This window comes from Pseudoalteromonas sp. Ld20 (assembly GCF_045064175.1).
GTDB lineage: Bacteria > Pseudomonadota > Gammaproteobacteria > Enterobacterales > Alteromonadaceae > Pseudoalteromonas > Pseudoalteromonas neustonica.
Genome location: NZ_JBISHB010000032.1, coordinates 11,748 through 30,304 on the forward strand (window position 1 = coordinate 11,748; position 18,557 = coordinate 30,304).

At 41.4% G+C, this 18,557-nt stretch carries 17 protein-coding genes; 13 read left to right on the forward strand and 4 right to left on the reverse strand.

From position 1 onward, the window contains the following. Positions 1-44 precede the first annotated feature (44 nt). The 9 genes from ftsB to rpoS are packed head-to-tail and all read left to right on the forward strand — an operon-like array spanning position 45 to position 6,419. Positions 45-335, forward strand: a complete 291-nt coding sequence (gene ftsB / locus ACJJVX_RS08125) for a cell division protein FtsB (protein WP_054204290.1) — start codon at positions 45-47, stop codon at positions 333-335. Continuing rightward, positions 325-1,026 carry a 2-C-methyl-D-erythritol 4-phosphate cytidylyltransferase gene (gene ispD / locus ACJJVX_RS08130; RefSeq protein WP_054204289.1) on the forward strand — a complete coding sequence of 234 codons (702 nt, stop codon included), beginning with the start codon at positions 325-327 and terminating at the stop codon, positions 1,024-1,026. Before ftsB ends, ispD begins: the two co-directional genes overlap by 11 nt. Continuing rightward, positions 1,023-1,505 carry a 2-C-methyl-D-erythritol 2,4-cyclodiphosphate synthase gene (gene ispF, locus ACJJVX_RS08135; RefSeq protein ID WP_054204288.1) on the forward strand — a complete coding sequence of 161 codons (483 nt, stop codon included), beginning with the start codon at positions 1,023-1,025 and terminating at the stop codon, positions 1,503-1,505. Before ispD ends, ispF begins: the two co-directional genes overlap by 4 nt. Next, on the forward strand, positions 1,502-2,551 hold the full coding sequence (gene truD / locus ACJJVX_RS08140) for a tRNA pseudouridine(13) synthase TruD (RefSeq protein ID WP_054204287.1): 1,050 nt from the start codon (positions 1,502-1,504) through the stop codon (positions 2,549-2,551). Before ispF ends, truD begins: the two co-directional genes overlap by 4 nt. Continuing rightward, on the forward strand, positions 2,532-3,296 hold the full coding sequence (gene surE / locus ACJJVX_RS08145) for a 5'/3'-nucleotidase SurE (protein ID WP_054204286.1): 765 nt from the start codon (positions 2,532-2,534) through the stop codon (positions 3,294-3,296). Before truD ends, surE begins: the two co-directional genes overlap by 20 nt. Continuing rightward, positions 3,286-3,924, forward strand: a complete 639-nt coding sequence (locus tag ACJJVX_RS08150) for a protein-L-isoaspartate(D-aspartate) O-methyltransferase (protein WP_054204285.1) — start codon at positions 3,286-3,288, stop codon at positions 3,922-3,924. Before surE ends, ACJJVX_RS08150 begins: the two co-directional genes overlap by 11 nt. A gap of 9 nt (positions 3,925-3,933) precedes the next feature. Beyond that, positions 3,934-4,512: a YqaA family protein gene (locus ACJJVX_RS08155; protein WP_054204284.1), complete on the forward strand. Its 579-nt coding sequence runs from the start codon at positions 3,934-3,936 to the stop codon at positions 4,510-4,512. Between the two features lie 41 nt (positions 4,513-4,553). Further along, positions 4,554-5,378 (forward strand): peptidoglycan DD-metalloendopeptidase family protein, encoded by an 825-nt coding sequence (locus tag ACJJVX_RS08160; RefSeq protein ID WP_054454923.1) that lies wholly within the window; start codon positions 4,554-4,556, stop codon positions 5,376-5,378. Positions 5,379-5,435: 57 nt separating this feature from the next. Beyond that, positions 5,436-6,419 (forward strand): RNA polymerase sigma factor RpoS, encoded by a 984-nt coding sequence (rpoS, locus tag ACJJVX_RS08165; RefSeq protein WP_405630980.1) that lies wholly within the window; start codon positions 5,436-5,438, stop codon positions 6,417-6,419. A gap of 77 nt (positions 6,420-6,496) precedes the next feature. On the opposite strand, the gene mutS is transcribed toward rpoS, so the two are convergent. Beyond that, a complete protein-coding gene (gene mutS, locus ACJJVX_RS08170) occupies positions 6,497-9,067 on the reverse strand; it encodes a DNA mismatch repair protein MutS (RefSeq protein WP_054204281.1) in 2,571 nt (856 codons plus the stop codon). A gap of 21 nt (positions 9,068-9,088) precedes the next feature. On the opposite strand from mutS, the gene ACJJVX_RS08175 reads away from it, so the two are divergent. Both ACJJVX_RS08175 and recA read left to right on the forward strand, forming a co-directional pair. Further along, entirely contained in the window at positions 9,089-9,580 is a 492-nt protein-coding gene (locus ACJJVX_RS08175) for a CinA family protein (protein ID WP_405630983.1), read from the forward strand. 65 nt (positions 9,581-9,645) lie between these two features. Next, positions 9,646-10,689, forward strand: a complete 1,044-nt coding sequence (recA, locus tag ACJJVX_RS08180) for a recombinase RecA (RefSeq protein ID WP_170173098.1) — start codon at positions 9,646-9,648, stop codon at positions 10,687-10,689. A gap of 399 nt (positions 10,690-11,088) precedes the next feature. Here the strand turns inward: recA and ACJJVX_RS08185 are convergent, their stop codons facing one another. Both ACJJVX_RS08185 and ACJJVX_RS08190 read right to left on the reverse strand, forming a co-directional pair. Beyond that, a complete protein-coding gene (locus ACJJVX_RS08185; protein ID WP_405630985.1) occupies positions 11,089-13,218 on the reverse strand; it encodes a TonB-dependent siderophore receptor in 2,130 nt (709 codons plus the stop codon). Between the two features lie 156 nt (positions 13,219-13,374). After that, positions 13,375-14,541, reverse strand: a complete 1,167-nt coding sequence (locus ACJJVX_RS08190) for a DcaP family trimeric outer membrane transporter (RefSeq protein ID WP_054204277.1) — start codon at positions 14,539-14,541, stop codon at positions 13,375-13,377. 298 nt (positions 14,542-14,839) lie between these two features. Here ACJJVX_RS08190 and acs point away from each other — a divergent pair, with 298 nt between their 5' ends. After that, positions 14,840-16,780, forward strand: coding sequence for an acetate--CoA ligase (gene acs, locus ACJJVX_RS08195; protein ID WP_054204276.1), 1,941 nt, complete (start codon positions 14,840-14,842; stop codon positions 16,778-16,780). 97 nt (positions 16,781-16,877) lie between these two features. Continuing rightward, positions 16,878-17,531: a response regulator transcription factor gene (locus ACJJVX_RS08200; RefSeq protein ID WP_054204275.1), complete on the forward strand. Its 654-nt coding sequence runs from the start codon at positions 16,878-16,880 to the stop codon at positions 17,529-17,531. An 81-nt stretch (positions 17,532-17,612) separates the two neighbouring features. Here ACJJVX_RS08200 and purU read toward each other — a convergent pair whose 3' ends face one another. Beyond that, on the reverse strand, positions 17,613-18,443 hold the full coding sequence (purU, locus tag ACJJVX_RS08205; protein ID WP_335678402.1) for a formyltetrahydrofolate deformylase: 831 nt from the start codon (positions 18,441-18,443) through the stop codon (positions 17,613-17,615). Positions 18,444-18,557: the final 114 nt, after the last annotated feature.

Consider the following 18,557-nt stretch of genomic DNA (forward strand, 5'->3'; position numbering starts at 1 on the left):
ATCGCATTAAATTTGTACTGGTAAAGATAATCAAGGAGTGTTTAATGCGACTATTTCAATTTACTTTGCTGTGTTTAGCACTGTTTGTGCAGTATCGTTTATGGTTTGGTCATAATGGCTTACAAGATTATAGTCGCTTAAAAAATGCGGTAATTTCTCACCAAGATACTAATGCCAAGCTTATTAAACGTAATAAAGTGCTCAAAGCTGATATTGAAGATTTAAAGCTTGGTCAAGAAGGGGTCGAAGAACGTGCCCGTAATGAACTTGGGATGATTAAACCCGCAGAGACATTTATACGTGTTTTACCGAGCCAGCAATATAATGAAAAATAATCAAACAATCGCTGCCATTGTTCCAGCCGCAGGGGTGGGAAGTCGTATGCAGCATAGTATGCCAAAGCAATACATTATTTTGGCAGGGAAAACGATTTTAGAGCACACACTGGCGAAATTAGCGCAGCTTACGCAGTTAAGTAAGATAGTCGTTGCGGTGAGTGACAATGACCCTTTTTATCAAAATATAGGGTTTATTGATGTCAAAATTATTAGGACTGTGGGCGGTAAAGAGCGCGCTGATTCAGTGCTCAATGGTTTATTGGCTTTGTCAGATAACCCCCCTGACTGGGTATTGGTGCATGATGCCGCAAGGCCACTCGTTGCGATTGATGACATTGAAAACCTCATCGCGCAATGTACGCATGCAAATGAAGGCGGGATTTTAGCCAGTAAAGTAAAAGACACCATTAAGCGCGGTAATACTCACAGTGAACAGACTGTTCCGCGCGATGATTTATGGCAAGCATTGACTCCTCAACTTTTTAAATATCACGAACTAAAAGCGGCATTAGAGGGCGCATTACAACAAGGTGTAACTATCACCGATGAAGCATCAGCTATTGAATGGGCCAATAAGCCTGTCAAACTTATCGCTGGACGAAGCGATAACATTAAAATTACCACGCCTGAAGATTTAGATTTAGCCCATTTTTTACTCCAAAAACAACACAGTGAGAAAGCATCATGATTAGAATTGGCCATGGCTTTGATGTCCATAAGTTTGGTGGCGAAGGCCCGTTAACAATTTGTGGTGAAAAGATAGAGTATCCACAGGGTTTTCTTGCTCATTCCGATGGTGATGTTGCGATCCACGCATTGTGCGATGCTATTTTAGGATCGTTGGCGATGGGCGATATCGGTAAGCACTTTCCGGATACAGCCAGTGAATATGAAAATATCGATAGCCGTATTTTACTGCGCCATGTTGTCGACTTAGCTAAGCAGCAAGGTTATGTACTTGGTAATGCAGACGTAACCATTGTTGCGCAAGCACCAAAAATGTTGCCGCATATTCAAGCTATGCGAACAAACTTAGCCACAGATTTAAACGCAGAGCTTAGTCAAGTAAATGTAAAAGCAACGACCACGGAAAAACTAGGTTTTGAAGGGCGTAAAGAAGGTATATCGAGTCACGCCGTCGTGATCATGAGCAAAGAGCTGTTATGAGTGAATTAAATTATCTATATGGCGCGCCATTATCAAAAGCTGATTTTAAAACCACTGCTGAAGACTTTATGGTTGATGAAGACTTAGGTATAGAGTTTACGGGTAGCGGTGAGCATGTGTGTTTGCAAGTGGTTAAAAAAGGCGAAAACACCCAATATGTTGCCAAATTGCTTGCTCAAAAAGCCGGTATTTCACCGCGCGATGTAAGTTACGCAGGTATGAAAGATCGCCATGGTGTTTGTAGCCAATGGTTTAGCGTGCCAGTGCCTATTAAAAAAGACATTGATTTTACAGAGCTCAATAGTGAATCACTGTTTATTATTTCTCAACAACGCCATAACCGTAAACTTCGCACTGGTTGTCACAAAGGTAACAAATTTACTATAACCTTGCGTAATGTGACTCAGCCGCTTGATATTCTTTGTCGAATAAATGCAGTACGTGCTGGTGTGCCCAATTACTTCGGTGAACAACGTTTTGGTCACGACGGTCATAACCTAGTGATGGCTAAAAAAATGTTTGCCGGTGAGCGTATCCGTGACAAAAAACTGCGTGGTTTAATAATCTCTGCAGCGCGCTCGTATGTGTTTAATCAAATAGTGAACCTGCGAGTCGCTGAACATGGTTTGGCTAAAACCATGCACCGCGAAGTATTTATGCTCAGTGGTAGCAATGCTTTTTTTGAAGATGCAATCAGTGATGAAAACATAGCAAGGCTCGCCTCAGGCGATATTATGATGTCAGCGCCTCTGGTAGGCACTAGCGAAAAAGGCCTTACTGAACAAGAAAAAATATGGCTAGAACCATATAAAGAGTGGTGCGAAGGGCTAGGTGAATTAGGGCTTAAAAACGAACGCAGAATGCTGCGTTTGATACCACAAGATTTAGCGGTTGAAACGGTTGATGAAACCACCATTAAATTGAGCTTTGGTTTACCAAAAGGGACTTTTGCAACGGCATTATTACGTGAGCTGGTGGATTACACTGACGCCAGTCCACGCGTACATAAAGAGAAGGACGCTTCCAATGAAAATTCTGCTAAGTAATGATGATGGCGTAAATGCTAAAGGGATTGCGGTGCTTTATCATGCGCTGTCACAAATTGCCGATGTGACACTTGTTGCGCCTGACCGTAATTGCAGTGGAGCAAGTAACTCATTAACGTTGATGAACCCATTACGTGCAACAGCACTAGAAAATGGGTTTATTTCTGTCAATGGAACTCCTACCGACTGTGTGCATTTAGGGGTTAATGAACTACTTGATGAAAAACCTGATTTGGTTGTTGCAGGTATAAACCATGGTGCTAATTTAGGCGACGATACCTTGTATTCAGGCACTGTTGCGGCGGCAACTGAAGGGCGTCATTTAGGTTTGCCTGCGGTGGCAGTCTCATTATGCTCTAAAGAGGGCAACCATTTTGAAACGGCAGCGGCAGTTACGGTCAGTATAATTAAAGAGCTTGCATCGCACCCCCTTCCTAAAGATCAGATCATTAATATTAATGTGCCCGATATACCATTAAGTGAACTAAAAGGTGTGCAGGTAACGCGCTTAGGCGCACGCCACAAAGCTGAAACTATGACCAAGCAACAAGACCCTTGGGGACGCGATATCTATTGGTATGGTGTGTTAGGGGCCGAAAGTGATGCTGGAGTTGGCACCGACTTTTTTGCTATCAATAATGGTTACGCATCAGTCACACCTTTAAGTGTAGATATGACCGCAAAAGATAGTTTAGCAGCGGTAGGTGATTGGCTCAAAACAATGGAGATCAACGGTGCTAGCTAATTATACACGCAGTGCACATGGGCTCGCTGAGTTATTACAGCGCGAAGGTGTTGAAGATAAAGACGTATTGGCCGCTATTGCAGATGTTCCACGTCACGTATTTATTGACGATGTACTCAAGCATAAAGCCTATCAAAATACAGCATTGCCTATAGGTCAGGGGCAAACAATTTCACAGCCTTATATCGTTGCACGAATGACAGAATTGCTGCGTTTAGCCGGTGTGCGTGATAAAGTTCTTGAAATAGGTACGGGCTCTGGTTATCAAACAGCAATACTGGCTAAAACCTTTACCAAGGTATTTTCAGTAGAACGTATAAAAGCGCTGCAATGGCAAGCCAAACGTCGCTTACAGAACCTTGATTTATATAACGTTACCATGAAACATGGTGATGGTTGGCAAGGATGGGAGTCGCAAGCACCTTTTGCAGGAATAATTGTGACTGCGGCAGCGTCACACGTGCCACAAGCACTATTGGATCAACTTGCTGATGGCGGTGTGATGATTGCCCCTATTGGTAATGAAGATCAGCAACTAGTGATGGTTGTGCGTGAAGGCGAAAAATTTACTCAACATGTAATTGCGCCAGTGAGGTTTGTACCTCTTATACCTGGCGATATTGAATAGGAAGCTACTTTGAAATTGTTTACTAAGTTATACGATATGGCATTAGTGTGGGCAAAACATCGCCACGCAGAGCGTTATTTAGCAGGGATGAGTTTTGCTGAATCAGTTATTTTTCCTATACCGCCTGATGTAATGCTTGCGCCTATGTCGCTTGCTCAACCAAGCAAAGCGTGGCGTTTTGCTACACTGACTACTATAGCTTCAGTTATTGGTGGGGTATTTGGCTATTTACTTGGTTTTTGGTTATTTGAGCCTGTTGTTGAACCGCTTATTGCGCAAATGGGATGGCAAGATAAATTTAACGTTGCTTTAGAGTGGTTTAAAAATTACGGAGTTTGGGTTGTATTTTTAGCTGGGTTTTCTCCTATCCCCTATAAAGTGTTTACTATTGGCGCTGGTTTATTGCATATGGCGTTTTTGCCATTTTTATTGGCGTCGGCGGTAGGTCGTGGCGCACGCTTCTTTTTAGTTTCTGCTTTAATGAAATGGGGTGGAGTTAAAATGGAGCAGAAATTACGTCAATATGTTGAAGTACTTGGCTGGGGACTCGTGGTTTTAGTTGCGATAGCGTACATTTTACTACGCTAAGCATTGAAAAATCACTTTTTGGTAATTAAGGGCAAAACGCTATGAATAAACGACAAATTCTCTATGTTACTTTATTTACAAGTGTTTTGCTCAGTGCTTGCTCATCCCGCCAAGCGCCAGCCCCTGTAAGCAGTTTAAATACAAATGTAAAACCTTATACAAGCAAGGTTAATATCACAGGTGATCGCTATACAGTCGAAAAAGGCGATACATTATATTCAATCGCGTTTAGTGCTAAACAAGATTTTAGAACCCTAGCGAAAAACAACCGTATTCCAGCCCCTTACATTATTCAACCGGGGCAAATAATAACGTTTAAAAAACCATCAGCAAAAAAGAAAAAGCAGAAAAAATATACGAGTTCGAGTAAAAAGTCTACAAAAGAAACACAAAAAAATAACAAAAAATTAAAGAAAGAGCTTGATCAGCCAAAACAACGAGAGTATGTTCAAAAACAGACTAGTAAAAAAGTTAGCAATTCCAATAGCATGTACGATAAAAGGGTACATTGGTCTTGGCCAGCTAAAGGAAAAGTAACTCAGCGTTTTTCTACTAAGGAAAATGGTTTTAAAGGGTTACAAATTGCTAATAAAAAAGGTTCGCCTGTTTTAGCCGCAGCCAAAGGAACGGTTGTTTATGCGGGGAATGCGCTAAGAGGTTACGGTAATTTAATCATATTGAAACACAATGATGATTATCTAAGTGCTTATGCACATAATTCAAAACTGCTAGTTAAAGAAAAACAGGATGTGAAAGCAGGACAGAAAATTGCAGAAGTCGGTAACTCTGACTCAGAAGTAACGGCTCTACGTTTTGAGATTCGTTTTCGGGGTCAAGCAGTCAACCCTGCAAAGTACCTGCCTTAGCTATCGGGAATATATATAAGTGGTCAATAAATCACTTATTTGCTTGAGGGTACGCTCATGGGTAACACAGCAAAAGTAGAAAAATCAAAAGACGTAATTGATGATAAATTCGATGATGTAGCGGTTGAAGAACCAAATAAAGCATTATTGGAAGAAGTTGATAGCGAAGATGAAATATTTGCTAAAGAGGAAGTAACTAAAAACTTAGATGCAACCCAACTATATTTAGGCGAGATAGGTTTTTCACCTTTACTGAGTGCTGAAGAAGAAGTGTTTTTTGCCCGTAAAGCGTTAAAAGGCTGTGAAGCTTCTCGTAAACGTATGATCGAAAGTAATCTACGTTTAGTTGTTAAAATTGCCCGCCGTTATAATAATCGTGGTCTTGCGTTACTTGACCTTATTGAAAAAGGTAATTTAGGTTTAATCCGCGCGGTAGAGAAATTTGATCCTGAACGTGGATTTAGATTTTCAACTTACGCAACGTGGTGGATCCGTCAAACGATTGAACGCGCTATTATGAATCAAACTCGTACCATCCGTTTGCCTATCCATGTTGTTAAAGAACTTAATGTATATTTACGCACCGCACGTGAATTAACGCAAAAGCTAGATCATGAGCCAACAGCGGAAGAAATCGCTGAGTGCTTAGATAGACCTGTTGAAGACGTAACAAAAATGCTGCGTTTAAATGAAAAAATCACCTCAGTAGACACCCCGATTGGTGGTGAGAACGATACTGCTTTACTGGATATTATTGCTGATGAGAAAGGCTTTGGTCCAGAAGGCGAAGTACAGAATAACGATATTAATAAGCATATTGTAGATTGGCTTGGTGAGTTAAACCCCAAGCAACGCGAAGTACTTGCTCGTCGTTTTGGCCTGTTAGGTTATGAACCATCAACCCTTGAAGATGTAGGTCGTGAGATTGGTTTAACACGTGAGCGTGTAAGACAAATTCAAGTTGAAGCGCTGCGCCGTTTAAAAGATATTTTACAGCATGAAGGTTTAAGTACAGATAGTTTATTTGACCAATTCAATTAATCTGCTTTATTACATACGTAAATAGAATTAAAAAAGCTGAAGGGTGTCACTCTTCAGCTTTTTTTGCTTTCAGAATATTAAAGCAGTGCTTTTAACTTATAAAGTAAGTCTTGGGCTTGGCGTGGGCTTAGGTTATCTAAATCGATTTCAGCCAGCTGAGTTTCTACCTCACTCGGCTCGCTTTCAAATAACGATGCCTGCTGAACATTAAGATCAGCGGTAACGGGTTGATGATTCTCAAGCATCTTTAGCTTTTGTTTAGCTTGCTTAATCACAGCTTTCGGTACGCCAGCTAATGCAGCAACTTGTAAGCCAAAGCTTTTGCTGGCAGCGCCATCAAGCACGGTATGCATAAACGCGATAGTATCATTGTGCTCAATCGCATCTAAGTGAACATTTACGAGCCCAGCTTGTTGCTCAGCTAATTCGGTTAACTCAAAGTAATGTGTTGCAAATAAGGTTTTGGCTGATATTTTTGATGCTAAATGATCAGCCGTTGCATACGCTAAAGATAAGCCATCGTAGGTACTTGTGCCTCGTCCAATCTCGTCCATTAAGACCAATGATTGCGCTGTTGCATTATTTAAAATAGTCGCCGTTTCGGTCATTTCGACCATAAACGTTGAGCGTCCTGATGCAAGGTCATCGCTGGCACCAATACGTGTGAAAATACGATCAATATGACCAATATGTGCGCTGTCAGCGGGGACGAAACTACCAATGTGCGCCATTAAAACAATGAGTGCAGTTTGGCGCATGTAAGTTGATTTACCACCCATGTTTGGCCCTGTAATGATCAACATTTTACGTTGTGCATTGAGTTCAACAGGGTTGGCTATAAACGGGTCTTTCATAACTTGCTCTACGACAGGGTGGCGGCCTTGCTTGATACTTATATCGTCATTGTCGCATAGTACGGGTTTGGCGTAGTTAAGTGTAACAGCACGCTCTGCGAGGTTATTTAGCACGTCTAAATCAGCTAATGCGGCGGCCATCATTTGCAGCTGTTCTATGTGGGGAGCTATAAATTCAAATAATTGTTCATAAAGTTGTTTTTCAAGTGCGAGCGCTTTTGATTGGCTACCTAGCACTTTGTCTTCGTGCTCTTTAAGCTCTGGAATGATGTAACGTTCATTATTTTTAAGTGTTTGGCGACGAATATAATCAGCAGGTACTAGGTGGGCGTTGGCGCGGCTCACTTCGATAAAGAAACCATGAACACGGTTATACCCTATTTTAAGAGTGCTGATCCCTGTGCGTTCACGCTCACGCAGTTCCAGTTGTTCAAGTACATCGGTTGCGCCTTGGCTTAACGCGCGCCACTCGTCTAACTCACTATTATAACCGGGGGCAATAACGCCACCATCACGAATAAGTACCGGTGGATTATCAATCACGGCTTGCTCAAGCAAATGTTGTAAATCTGGTAATTCAGGTGACTGCATGATGATTTGAGTGATGCGCGGGTCGCTGGCATCCGTTAATAACTCATGCAGTGGTGCAAGGGCTTGTAGAGCGCTGCGTAGGCGCGTTAAATCGCGTGGGCGGGCAGTACACAAAGCAAGGCGCGCAATAACACGTTCAATGTCACCTATTTGCTTTAAAGAATCATGCAGCTCACAGTAGAGCTGAGCATCGATAATGGCACTAATCGCATTAAGACGTGCATTTAGTTCAAGCTTAGAACGAATTGGCGTATGAATACGACGTTTTAATAACCGTGAGCCCATGGCTGTCGCGGTTTTATCGAGTACTTGCGCTAGGGTATTTTCAAAGCCACCGGATAGGTTAACAGTTAGCTCTAAGTTTTTGCGTGTAGCAGCATCTAAAATAACAGCATGTTCATTATGCTCAAGAGTAATGGCGCGAATATGCGGTAAAGTAATACGCTGAGTATCTTTTACATATTGCATTAAGCAGCCGGCAGCAACTAATGCCGCTTTGGCTTTATCAACTCCAAAGCCAACTAAATCCTTAGTGCCGAACTGATCGCATAATAAGTGTTGTGCAGTATCTAAATCGAATTCCCATTCAGGACGACGACGCACACCTTTAACATGCTCAATTAAATGAAAGTTAGCAAAGTCTTCACTATAAAGTAGTTCTGCAGGCGCCAAACGTTGCAAGGTTGAACTAAATGCTTCGTCGGTATTTACTTCAACAATGTTAAACACACCAGAGTTAATATCTAAATAAGCAACACCGTATACACCTTTTTTGCTTTGCCAAACACTGGCGAGCAAATTATCTTGGCGTTCTTGTAATAGCGCTTCGTCCGAAATAGTGCCGGGTGTAACTATTCGCACAACTTTTCGTTCTACAGGCCCTTTGCTAGTGGCTGGATCGCCTACTTGTTCACAAATAGCGACCGATTCGCCCATCTGCACTAATCGCGCAAGGTAGTTCTCAACAGCATGGTAAGGTACACCGGCCATAGGTATAGGATCACCGCCAGCTTTACCGCGATGAGTTTGCGAAATATCAAGCAGTTGAGCCGCACGTTTGGCGTCATCAAAGAACAGCTCATAAAAATCACCCATCCGATAAAACATTAGAATATCGCGATGCTCAGATTTTATTTTTAGATACTGCTGCATCATCGGAGTTTGTTGACTTATAGTGTGTGGTGCATAAAGATCAAACGACATGTATTTACCCAAAGGCTGAATATGGAATTACATCAAGAGATTAAAACACTTGCTGCGCAATTAGGTGTTATTTTAACGGATAAATGCTTATGGATCACTACCGCTGAATCATGTACTGGTGGCGGAGTGAGTTATGCGCTTACAGATACCCCCGGAAGCTCTGCGTATATTGACCGTGCATTCGTAACTTACAGCAATAAAGCAAAGCAAGATTTACTGGGGGTTAATGCACAAACATTAACACACTATGGTGCAGTGAGTGAGCAGACTGTTTTGCAAATGGCAGAAGGTGCAAGTAAAGCTGCACATGCAGATATATCAGTCGCTATATCAGGAGTCGCAGGCCCAGGTGGCGGCACTAATGACAAACCGGTCGGTTTAGTATGGTTTTGTATTAAAATTGGCAATAAAGTGTATTCTAGCCAACAAATATTTGCGGGCGACAGAGCCGAAGTTAGGTCGCAAGCTATTGTTTATGCATTGAAAAGTGTTATTGAAAAGATAAATTTATAAAATAAGCTTGATACTGTGATTTCATACAGTATACTTGTCTGCATTAGCCGGATTTGGAGAGTAAAATGAACGATAACAAACAAAAAGCATTGGACGCTGCTTTATCTCAAATTGAGCGTCAATTTGGTAAAGGCTCAATTATGAAATTGGGTGATAACAAAGCGTTAGATATTGATGCTGTATCAACAGGCTCACTAGGCATTGATATCGCGTTAGGCATAGGTGGTTTACCTATGGGGCGTATTGTTGAAATATACGGTCCTGAGTCATCAGGTAAAACAACGCTGACACTACAAGTTATCGCAGAAGCTCAAAAAGAAGGTAAAACATGTGCCTTTGTTGATGCTGAGCATGCTCTTGATCCAATTTACGCACAGAAACTAGGCGTTAATATTGATGAGTTATTAGTTTCACAACCAGATACCGGTGAGCAAGCACTTGAAATTTGCGACATGCTTGTACGCTCAAGTGCTGTCGATGTAGTCGTTGTCGATTCTGTTGCTGCACTAACACCAAAAGCTGAGATTGAAGGTGACATGGGTGACTCACACATGGGTCTTCAAGCACGTTTAATGTCACAAGCATTACGTAAGCTAACGGGTAATATCAAACGCTCAAACACGTTATGTATCTTCATAAACCAAATTCGTATGAAAATTGGTGTTATGTTTGGCAACCCTGAAACAACAACAGGTGGTAATGCACTTAAGTTTTACGCATCTGTTCGTTTAGATATTCGTCGTATTGGTTCTGTTAAAGAGGGCGATGAAGTCGTTGGTAACGAAACCCGTGTTAAAGTGGTGAAAAATAAAGTTGCACCGCCATTTAAACAGGCTGAGTTTATTATTATGTACGGCCAAGGTATCTCTAAACACGGCGAGCTTATTGATTTAGGCGTTAAACATAAATTGGTTGAAAAAGCCGGTGCATGGTACAGCTACAATGGCAGTAAAGTTGGCCAAGGTAAATCTAACTCAATTAAGTTTTTGAAAGAGAATCCTGAGATTTCAGATGAGATTGAAGGTAAGTTGCGTGATTTATTGCTATTAAAAGCAACCATTAAGCCTGACGATGAAGATGCTCTTTTAGCTGATGATGCAGAGCTTTAAACAGACTCAATAAGCTCGACTTGACCCGCGCTTAATATTAAAAAACCGCTAAATATAATTATTTAGCGGTTTTTTATTTTTACTTTTTGAGTAATGAGCTAGGGCGTGTTGACCTTTCGTGATTGATTTTGCAGCAGTATGTTTGGTATTTAGGCAAGGCAGAGCCTATGTCGTGTGGTTGTTCCCTATAAATAGGCGATAACGCAGTATAAATGCCAAACATGCGCTGCCCAAAGGGTTCTTCCTAGGGGCGATTGACTCTTTGTTGCTCGGTTTTACTTAGCCCACTAGGTTACAAACCTCGCGCCGCGATTAAATCGCCCCTAGATTGAACAAATTTCAATCCACAAAGGTCAACACGCCCTAGTGCTTTTTAATAAATAAAAAGCGTGTTAGTGATTATAGTTGCCAGTTTACAGAGATGGCGTAACTACGTGGTGCACCGTAATAGCCTTGCGCCCAGTATAGGCTGTTAATGTATTTTTCAGAGGTAACATTATTAATGTTTAAAGTGACCCCTACGTTATCAGTAATTTCGTAAGTGGCCATTAAATCTAGTAGCCCATAAGCGTCTTGCTTTGTTGTAACGAGTGCATTATTGTTGGCATCACGCACTTGTACGCGCTTAGTATCATCTTGCCAGCGGTAATTTAAACCAAAGGTTAGACCTTCAATCGTTGGTACTTGATGAGTAATAGCAAGCTTAAATTGATTCTCAGGGGTGTAATCTTTAACTAAGTCATCACCTTCAATATTTACGCCACTGTAGCTAAAGCTTGCACTTAGATCGTCAGTCAATTTACCGCTGAGCTCTACTTCAAACCCATCACTATTAATGCCGTCAGCGCCATAAAAGCGCGTATCATCTGGCGATGAATTAGGAATAGCTACAGCAAGTCCTACTTGTTTGGCATCAAAGTATGCCAAAGTAATAAATAGATTATCTTCAAGTAATTGAGCTTTTAGGCCAACTTCACTGCTTTTACCAGTAATTGGATCTAAGTAGTCACCGTTAATGTCGCGTTGTGTTTGTGGCACAAAAGTTTCGGTGTAGCTAGCATAACTAGAAATACTCTCGTTGAAGTCATAAACAGCACCGAAGTAAGGCACTGTTTGCTCACTATCTTTCGCTTTATTTACGCCATAAGAAATACCATCAGTTTGCCAGTTAACTTGGCTTATACCTGTTAAGAAGTTAAATGAATCGGTGAGACTAAGTCGTGCTGATATATAAGCCGAGCGTTGTCTGTTTTTTACATCCCCACCACGTAAGCCTGCATTTAAAGTGGGTACTGGCGCTGATCCGTCCCAAGTATTTAAGTGATCAATACTAGGTGCTGGATTAGGGTGCTGCTGGTTTGCATCATATAGCGATGATTCGGTTTTTTTCATATCGGCTTGGTTTACGCCAAATGATAAATCATGCTCACGTGAGAATAAATCAAGTTTACCTGTGGCATATAAATCAAAAATATCATGCTCATCTTTATAATTATAATTGCTTGCTAAGCCAGATAGACCTGTTTGAGTTTCTTTATTTGGTGTGCCGTATACGTAAAATAAAGCCGACTCTTGCTCATTTTCTATATGGGCATAATTCGCTTTTATAAACCAACTAGCAGCAATACTTTGCTCAATAGATACAAATATTTGTTCAGCGGTATTGTTCCAGTATGACCAATCAGCGGCAGTGCTGGTTGATGAGTCATAATTTGTTGCTGTACCGTCAGTGTAATAAAGTGGCAGCGCACCCCATAGAGGACTATCAGCATCCTTTTTTTGATTAACGTAGTTAACAGATAAAACAGTACTATCGGTTAGCTGTCCTTCGTAGGCTAGGTAATAAATAGTTTTATCTTGTTCATAACGATCTAGGTATGAATCTGTTTTTTGCTTAGTGAATGCGACGCGTACTGCATGGTCATCCGCTAAGGCTGTTGAGGCATCAAGCTCAAAACGTTTGTTATTCCACGAACCATAAGAAGCTGAAGCGCTAACTTTTGTTTGATAAGTCGGCTTTTTAAGCACCATATTAACAGTTGCTGATGGATTACCAGCACCGGTCATTAAACCGTTGGCACCGCGAACAACCTCAATACTTTCAAAAATTGATGTATCAAGCGTACCTTGAATAGAACCTAAATCTTGAGGCAAGCCCATACCATTTATTTGAAAATTTGTAATTTCAAAACCACGAGCTTTAAAATACGTACGATCTGTCTCTATTTGTTCAACGGTTACACCTGGTGTGCTCTCTAACACTGCGTTTAAATTATCAAGCGAGAAGTCATCCATGAGTGCGCGCGAGATCACTGAAATAGACTGCGGCGTTTCTTTTATTGTTAAGCCAAGTTTGGTCGCTGATTGTGCATCTTCCGTAATATAGTTTTTGTGGTGTTGTCCATACACCGCGATTTTTTCAATATTCTCATCATTGTCTTTATTTTCAGTGGCTTGGCTGTAACTGCTGAGGGCTAAAGAGGTTAGTACGGCTAACTTAGATAAACGTAAAAATTGCGGGGCAGACATGTAAAGTTCCAAATAGTTCAAAGAAGCGAGTAATTTAATCTAAATGATAGTGATTTGCAATACTTGTTCTGTTTAAGTGGATAGTTAGAGTGGTATGGTTGGCAATAAAAAAGCGGCTAAAGCCGCTTAAAAGGAAGTAACAGGAAATAAATAATATTAAAATGCATATTTAACAGAAAATTGTAAGCGTTCCATATCACCATCAGAGCCGCTTTCTAGTTCGCGTTCGGCAACTTTTAACTCAGCACCAAATGTTAGCTTTTTAACTGGAGAATAAAGAATATTAGCGCTATAGCTTTGACTTGTTTTTGTTGGGTCGCCAGTTATCGCTAGTAAATCTGAGTTATTATCGGCTGAGAAGAATGAGTATAAGAATGTTGAACGCCATTGGTTATTCCATTGCTGTTGATAAGCAATAAAACCAGATGTTGAATCAATCGCATCGAGATCATCGCCATTAAGTACCGCACTATTAGCAACATTTAAACCAATATAGCGCCCTAAACCTTGGCCTTGGGTAAGCATAAATTTAAGATTGTTTTTACCAAAATTAACTTTACCAGAGGCGCTTACACCAAATGATGTTTCGTCTGCGTCAATGCCGTTTTGTTTGTAGCTAAGTTGACGTGCAAGCCCCGCAACCACAATCTCACCCCATTTTGCCTTGTGCGCATAGCGAGCTGTAAAATCAGGTAAAGATGCATCATCAATTGACGCTCTTGAACCACCTTGCATTGTTACTGTGGTTTCAGGGTTTTCTATAGAGAAAGACCAGCTACCCGTTGTGTATTTAACTTGAGCTTGACGAACAAATACAGTGCCCTCTGCTGGGCCTACAAAATCGAGTGTTTCAGGTAATGCCCCTACGTTCTGGAAGTTTGACCATGTTTGGCCAAATAACCAACCATCATAAGTAATAAATGCTTGGCGAACACGCGGGGCGTATGAGTTACTCACGCGCTCATTTCCGCCGGCAGCTGATGCAATAAAATCGATTTCAATTTTAGTTTTTATTTCTTTACCGTCATCTAGCGTTGTTGCAGTACCAAAGAAAAAGCGTGATTGGCGAGCATGCATATCAAATACTGGATCACTATCTACATCAGCACCCACAGGTGTCGTGCCTGGTACGTAAAAGTCACGACCAATGCTTCCGCCAGCTTGTACACCTGATGAGTAGTCACTCCACATAGCATCTAGCTTTACATAACCACCGTAAGTTACATCAGTATTACCAATGGTTGCAGCATGCGCGCTTGCTGATAGTGCGCATAGAACGGCTGTCGCGGTGAGGGTTTTTAATGCTGTTGTTTTTGTTGTCATAGTCAATGTCCTATTCGAGGCTGCTTGTTGCATTTTTGTAATACCACTTTTGATTAAGTACGCTTTTTACTCAATTACCTATTGGTCTATTAGACTAAGGTGGCATTATTACAGAGCATAAAAAGTACAAATTATTAACACACTGTATTAATGGTGTAAAAAGTGCGATAGTTTAGTATCTTTTTAGGTACATATAAACAATTAAAAGGCTCTACAACTAAGGTCTAATACTTTCACCTACGATGCTGGGTGATCCTTGGGGTAGGCCGATGGCAAGTAATTAAAAATGGAGACGACTATGTCACAAAGTATCTATCCAGTTCCTGCACATATCAAGAATGCAGCATTAGTTGATAACGATAAATATAATACACTTTACAAGCAATCTATTGATGACCCAGAAAGCTTCTGGGGTGAACACGGCAAACGCCTTGATTGGTCTACACCTTTCACTAAAGTAAAAAATACTTCTTTTGATAAAGGCCATATCAGTATTAAATGGTATGAAGATGGCGAACTAAATGCGTCATATAACTGTATAGATCGCCATTTGGCGACTAAAGCAGATAAAACAGCACTCATTTGGGAAGGTGATGACCCTTCACAAAGCGAACATATTTCTTATCAGCAACTGCATGATGAAGTTGCTAAGTTTGCCAATGGCTTAAAAAAATTAGGTGTACAAAAAGGCGATCGAATCGCTATATATATGCCAATGTCACCGCAAGCGGTTTACGCAATGCAAGCATGTGCGCGCTTAGGTGCAATTCATTCAGTGGTATTTGGTGGCTTTTCACCTTCAGCCATCGCTGATCGCATTAAAGATTCTGGCGCTAAAATAGTTATTACATCTGATGAAGGCCGCCGAGCAGGTAACACCGTACCGCTTAAAGCAAACGTAGATGAAGCCGTTTCACAACCATCAGTGACGACAATCGAGCACGTCGTCGTGCATCAGCTTACTGGTGGGGAAGTGCAGTGGAATGAACATGATGTTTGGTGGCATGACTTAGTTGCTGATGTACCTGCAGTGTGCGCGCCAGAGCCTATGAACGCAGAAGACCCGCTCTTTATTCTTTACACGTCGGGTTCTACAGGGCAACCAAAAGGCGTGGTTCATACCACCGGTGGTTACTTAGTTTATTCATCGATGACCCACGAATACGTATTTGATTTAAAAGAAGATGATGTTTTTTGGTGTAGCGCTGATGTAGGCTGGATCACCGGCCATAGCTATATTGCTTACGGGCCATTAGTAAACGGTTGTACGCAAGTATTGTTTGAAGGTGTGCCTACTTACCCAACAGCTGGCCGTATGGGTGAAGTCGTTGATAAGCATGGTGTAACAATTTTATATACTGCACCTACGGCAATTCGTGCATTGATGGCTAAAGGCGATGAACCTACAGCCACATCAAATCGCGATACTTTACGTATTCTTGGTTCTGTTGGTGAGCCAATTAACCCAGAAGCATGGACATGGTATTACGAAAGTATTGGTAAGAGTAATTGTCCGATTGTTGACACTTGGTGGCAAACTGAAACCGGCGGCATCATGATCACACCATTACCAGGTGCGATTGACATGAAACCGGGTTCTGCAACGCGTCCATTCTTTGGTATCGCCCCAGCATTATTTGATGCCGAAGGTAATACACTTGAGGGCGCTACTGATGGCAATTTAGTTATTCTTGATAGCTGGCCATCACAGGCTCGTACCGTTTATGGCGACCATGAGCGCTTTGAACAAACGTATTTCTCAGCGTATCCGGGTGTGTACTTTACCGGTGACGGTTGTCGTCGTGATGAAGACGGTTACTACTGGATCACAGGTCGCGTTGATGACGTGCTAAATGTATCAGGACATCGCCTAGGTACAGCAGAGATAGAAAGCGCGTTAGTTGCCCATGCCGCAGTCGCAGAGGCTGCTGTTGTTGGTTACCCGCATGATATTAAAGGCCAAGGTATTTATGTATATCTTACGCCAAACGAAGGCGTTACTGTTAGCGATGAACTGACCAAAGAGGTGCGTAACTGGGTGCGTAAAGAGCTAAGCCCAATTGCATCGCCAGATATGATTCAATGGTCACCTGGTCTACCTAAAACACGCTCAGGCAAGATTATGCGTCGTATTTTACGTAAGATCGCTGCAAATGAGCATCAACAACTTGGTGATACCTCAACACTTGCAGATCCGGGCGTTGTTGATGAATTAATCGAGAACCGATTAAATCGTTAAATTTGCGTTAAAAACTTGATTAGAAGTTGATTCTAAACGTAGTATATCGGCTGTTGTCTACTTGATAGATAGCAGCCGAATTTATTAGGAGTGAACCATGAGTCAGTTTTTAATAGCGGATGACCACCCGTTATTTCGTGAAGCACTAAAAGGAGCATTAAGTTCAAAGTTTGATGATTTAGACGTTTTTGAATCAGATAGTTTTGATAGCACTTTGCAGGTACTTAGCGAACAAGAAGATTTAGACATCTTACTACTTGACCTACATATGCCAGGAAGCGGCGATTTATACGGCTTAATTCGCATTCGTGAAGACTACCCAAGCTTACCAATTGCAGTTGTATCAGGCAGTGAAGATATACATATTGTTTCAAAAGTCATGAGTTATGGCGCAATGGGGTTTATTCCTAAATCATCATCATCGGATGATATTGCCAGTGCAATTAACCAAATTTTGGATGGTGACGTGTGGTTACCGCTCGAACTAAAAGACAAAGTTGCAACCGTTGAAGGTGAAGATAAAGAGATCGCAGCGCAAGTTGCGTCGTTAACGCCCCAGCAGTACAAAGTATTACAATATCTACACGAAGGTTTACTGAATAAGCAAATTGCCTACGAACTTCATATTTCAGAAGCGACAGTAAAAGCCCACATTACTGCAATTTTCAGAAAACTAGGCGTTTATAACCGTACGCAAGCGGTATTGATTGCAGCAAAATTACAACTAGAACCGATTGAACCTGCACAATAAGTACACATTAATAATAACAAAAATAAAGAGGCGAACAGCCTCTTCATTTTCATTGGCATGCTATTTCCACAAACCAAGAGCTTAACTAAACACCACAGTACGATTACCATTAATAAACAGCTTGTGCTCAGACGCTAATTGTAGTGCCTTACAAAACACTGTTTTCTCGACATCTTTGCCCATCTTAGCCATCATTTCAGCTGTGTTAGCATGATTTACATGAGTCACGTCTTGCATGATGATTGGCCCTTCATCAAGCTCATTATTAACAAAATGCGCGGTAGCTCCAATAATTTTAACGCCACGTTCAAATGCTTGATGATACGGTTTTGCACCAATAAATGCAGGCAAAAATGAATGGTGAATATTAATGATTTTACCGTCAAAACGACCAACAAACTCAGGGCTTAAGATTCGCATATATTTGGCAAGGCCAATAATATCTGGTTTGTAACTAGCAATTAAGTCACCCACTTGCAGGTCGTGTTCAGCGCGTGATAACCCTTCATGGCTGACCACATGAAACGGCACATCAAAGCCCTTCGCCAATGGTGCTAAGTCAGGGTAATTAGCAATTACAGCCAATACTTCAATATTCAGCGCTTGCTCAAACTGCTTTAGCAATACGCCGCCCAAGCAATGCGCTTCTTTAGTGGCAAGCAACACGACTTTGGTTTTTTCGTCAGTATGCAGTGCTAATTGCGCGCCATCGGGTAGCAAAGCCTGTAATTGATTTAAAAAGTCAGGTGCTGGTGCGCCAGTTAATTCAGTACGCATAAAAAAGCGCTGGGCGTCTTTATCTACAAATTCATTATTACGAGTAATATTTAAATTATGTTGGTGGCAAAGTCCGGTGATTTTAGCTATTAAGCCTACATCATCCGCGCATTGTGTGGTTAATATCGTGTTCATTTTTCCTCATTCTGATCCCGTGAACAGTAGCTCCATTATTTGTTAATTTGTCACTATTGCAAGGGCTTTATCAAGTAATTGATTATTACTTATGGGTCGTAGCAGCGACTTTAC

What these genes read in the sequence shown, in the direction of transcription:
- ftsB (WP_054204290.1), top strand. Translation starts at nt 45, where the DNA reads ATGCGACTATTTCAATTTACTTTGCTGTGTTTAGCACTGTTTGTGCAG.
- ispF (WP_054204288.1), top strand. Translation starts at nt 1,023, where the DNA reads ATGATTAGAATTGGCCATGGCTTTGATGTCCATAAGTTTGGTGGCGAA.
- mutS (WP_054204281.1), bottom strand. Translation starts at nt 9,067, where the DNA reads ATGTCGTTTGATCTTTATGCACCACACACTATAAGTCAACAAACTCCG.
- ACJJVX_RS08160 (WP_054454923.1), top strand. Translation starts at nt 4,554, where the DNA reads ATGAATAAACGACAAATTCTCTATGTTACTTTATTTACAAGTGTTTTG.
- ACJJVX_RS08185 (WP_405630985.1), bottom strand. Translation starts at nt 13,218, where the DNA reads ATGTCTGCCCCGCAATTTTTACGTTTATCTAAGTTAGCCGTACTAACC.
- surE (WP_054204286.1), top strand. Translation starts at nt 2,532, where the DNA reads ATGAAAATTCTGCTAAGTAATGATGATGGCGTAAATGCTAAAGGGATT.
- recA (WP_170173098.1), top strand. Translation starts at nt 9,646, where the DNA reads ATGAACGATAACAAACAAAAAGCATTGGACGCTGCTTTATCTCAAATT.
- ispD (WP_054204289.1), top strand. Translation starts at nt 325, where the DNA reads ATGAAAAATAATCAAACAATCGCTGCCATTGTTCCAGCCGCAGGGGTG.
- rpoS (WP_405630980.1), top strand. Translation starts at nt 5,436, where the DNA reads ATGGGTAACACAGCAAAAGTAGAAAAATCAAAAGACGTAATTGATGAT.
- ACJJVX_RS08200 (WP_054204275.1), top strand. Translation starts at nt 16,878, where the DNA reads ATGAGTCAGTTTTTAATAGCGGATGACCACCCGTTATTTCGTGAAGCA.
- truD (WP_054204287.1), top strand. Translation starts at nt 1,502, where the DNA reads ATGAGTGAATTAAATTATCTATATGGCGCGCCATTATCAAAAGCTGAT.
- ACJJVX_RS08175 (WP_405630983.1), top strand. Translation starts at nt 9,089, where the DNA reads ATGGAATTACATCAAGAGATTAAAACACTTGCTGCGCAATTAGGTGTT.
- acs (WP_054204276.1), top strand. Translation starts at nt 14,840, where the DNA reads ATGTCACAAAGTATCTATCCAGTTCCTGCACATATCAAGAATGCAGCA.
- ACJJVX_RS08190 (WP_054204277.1), bottom strand. Translation starts at nt 14,541, where the DNA reads ATGACAACAAAAACAACAGCATTAAAAACCCTCACCGCGACAGCCGTT.
- purU (WP_335678402.1), bottom strand. Translation starts at nt 18,443, where the DNA reads ATGAACACGATATTAACCACACAATGCGCGGATGATGTAGGCTTAATA.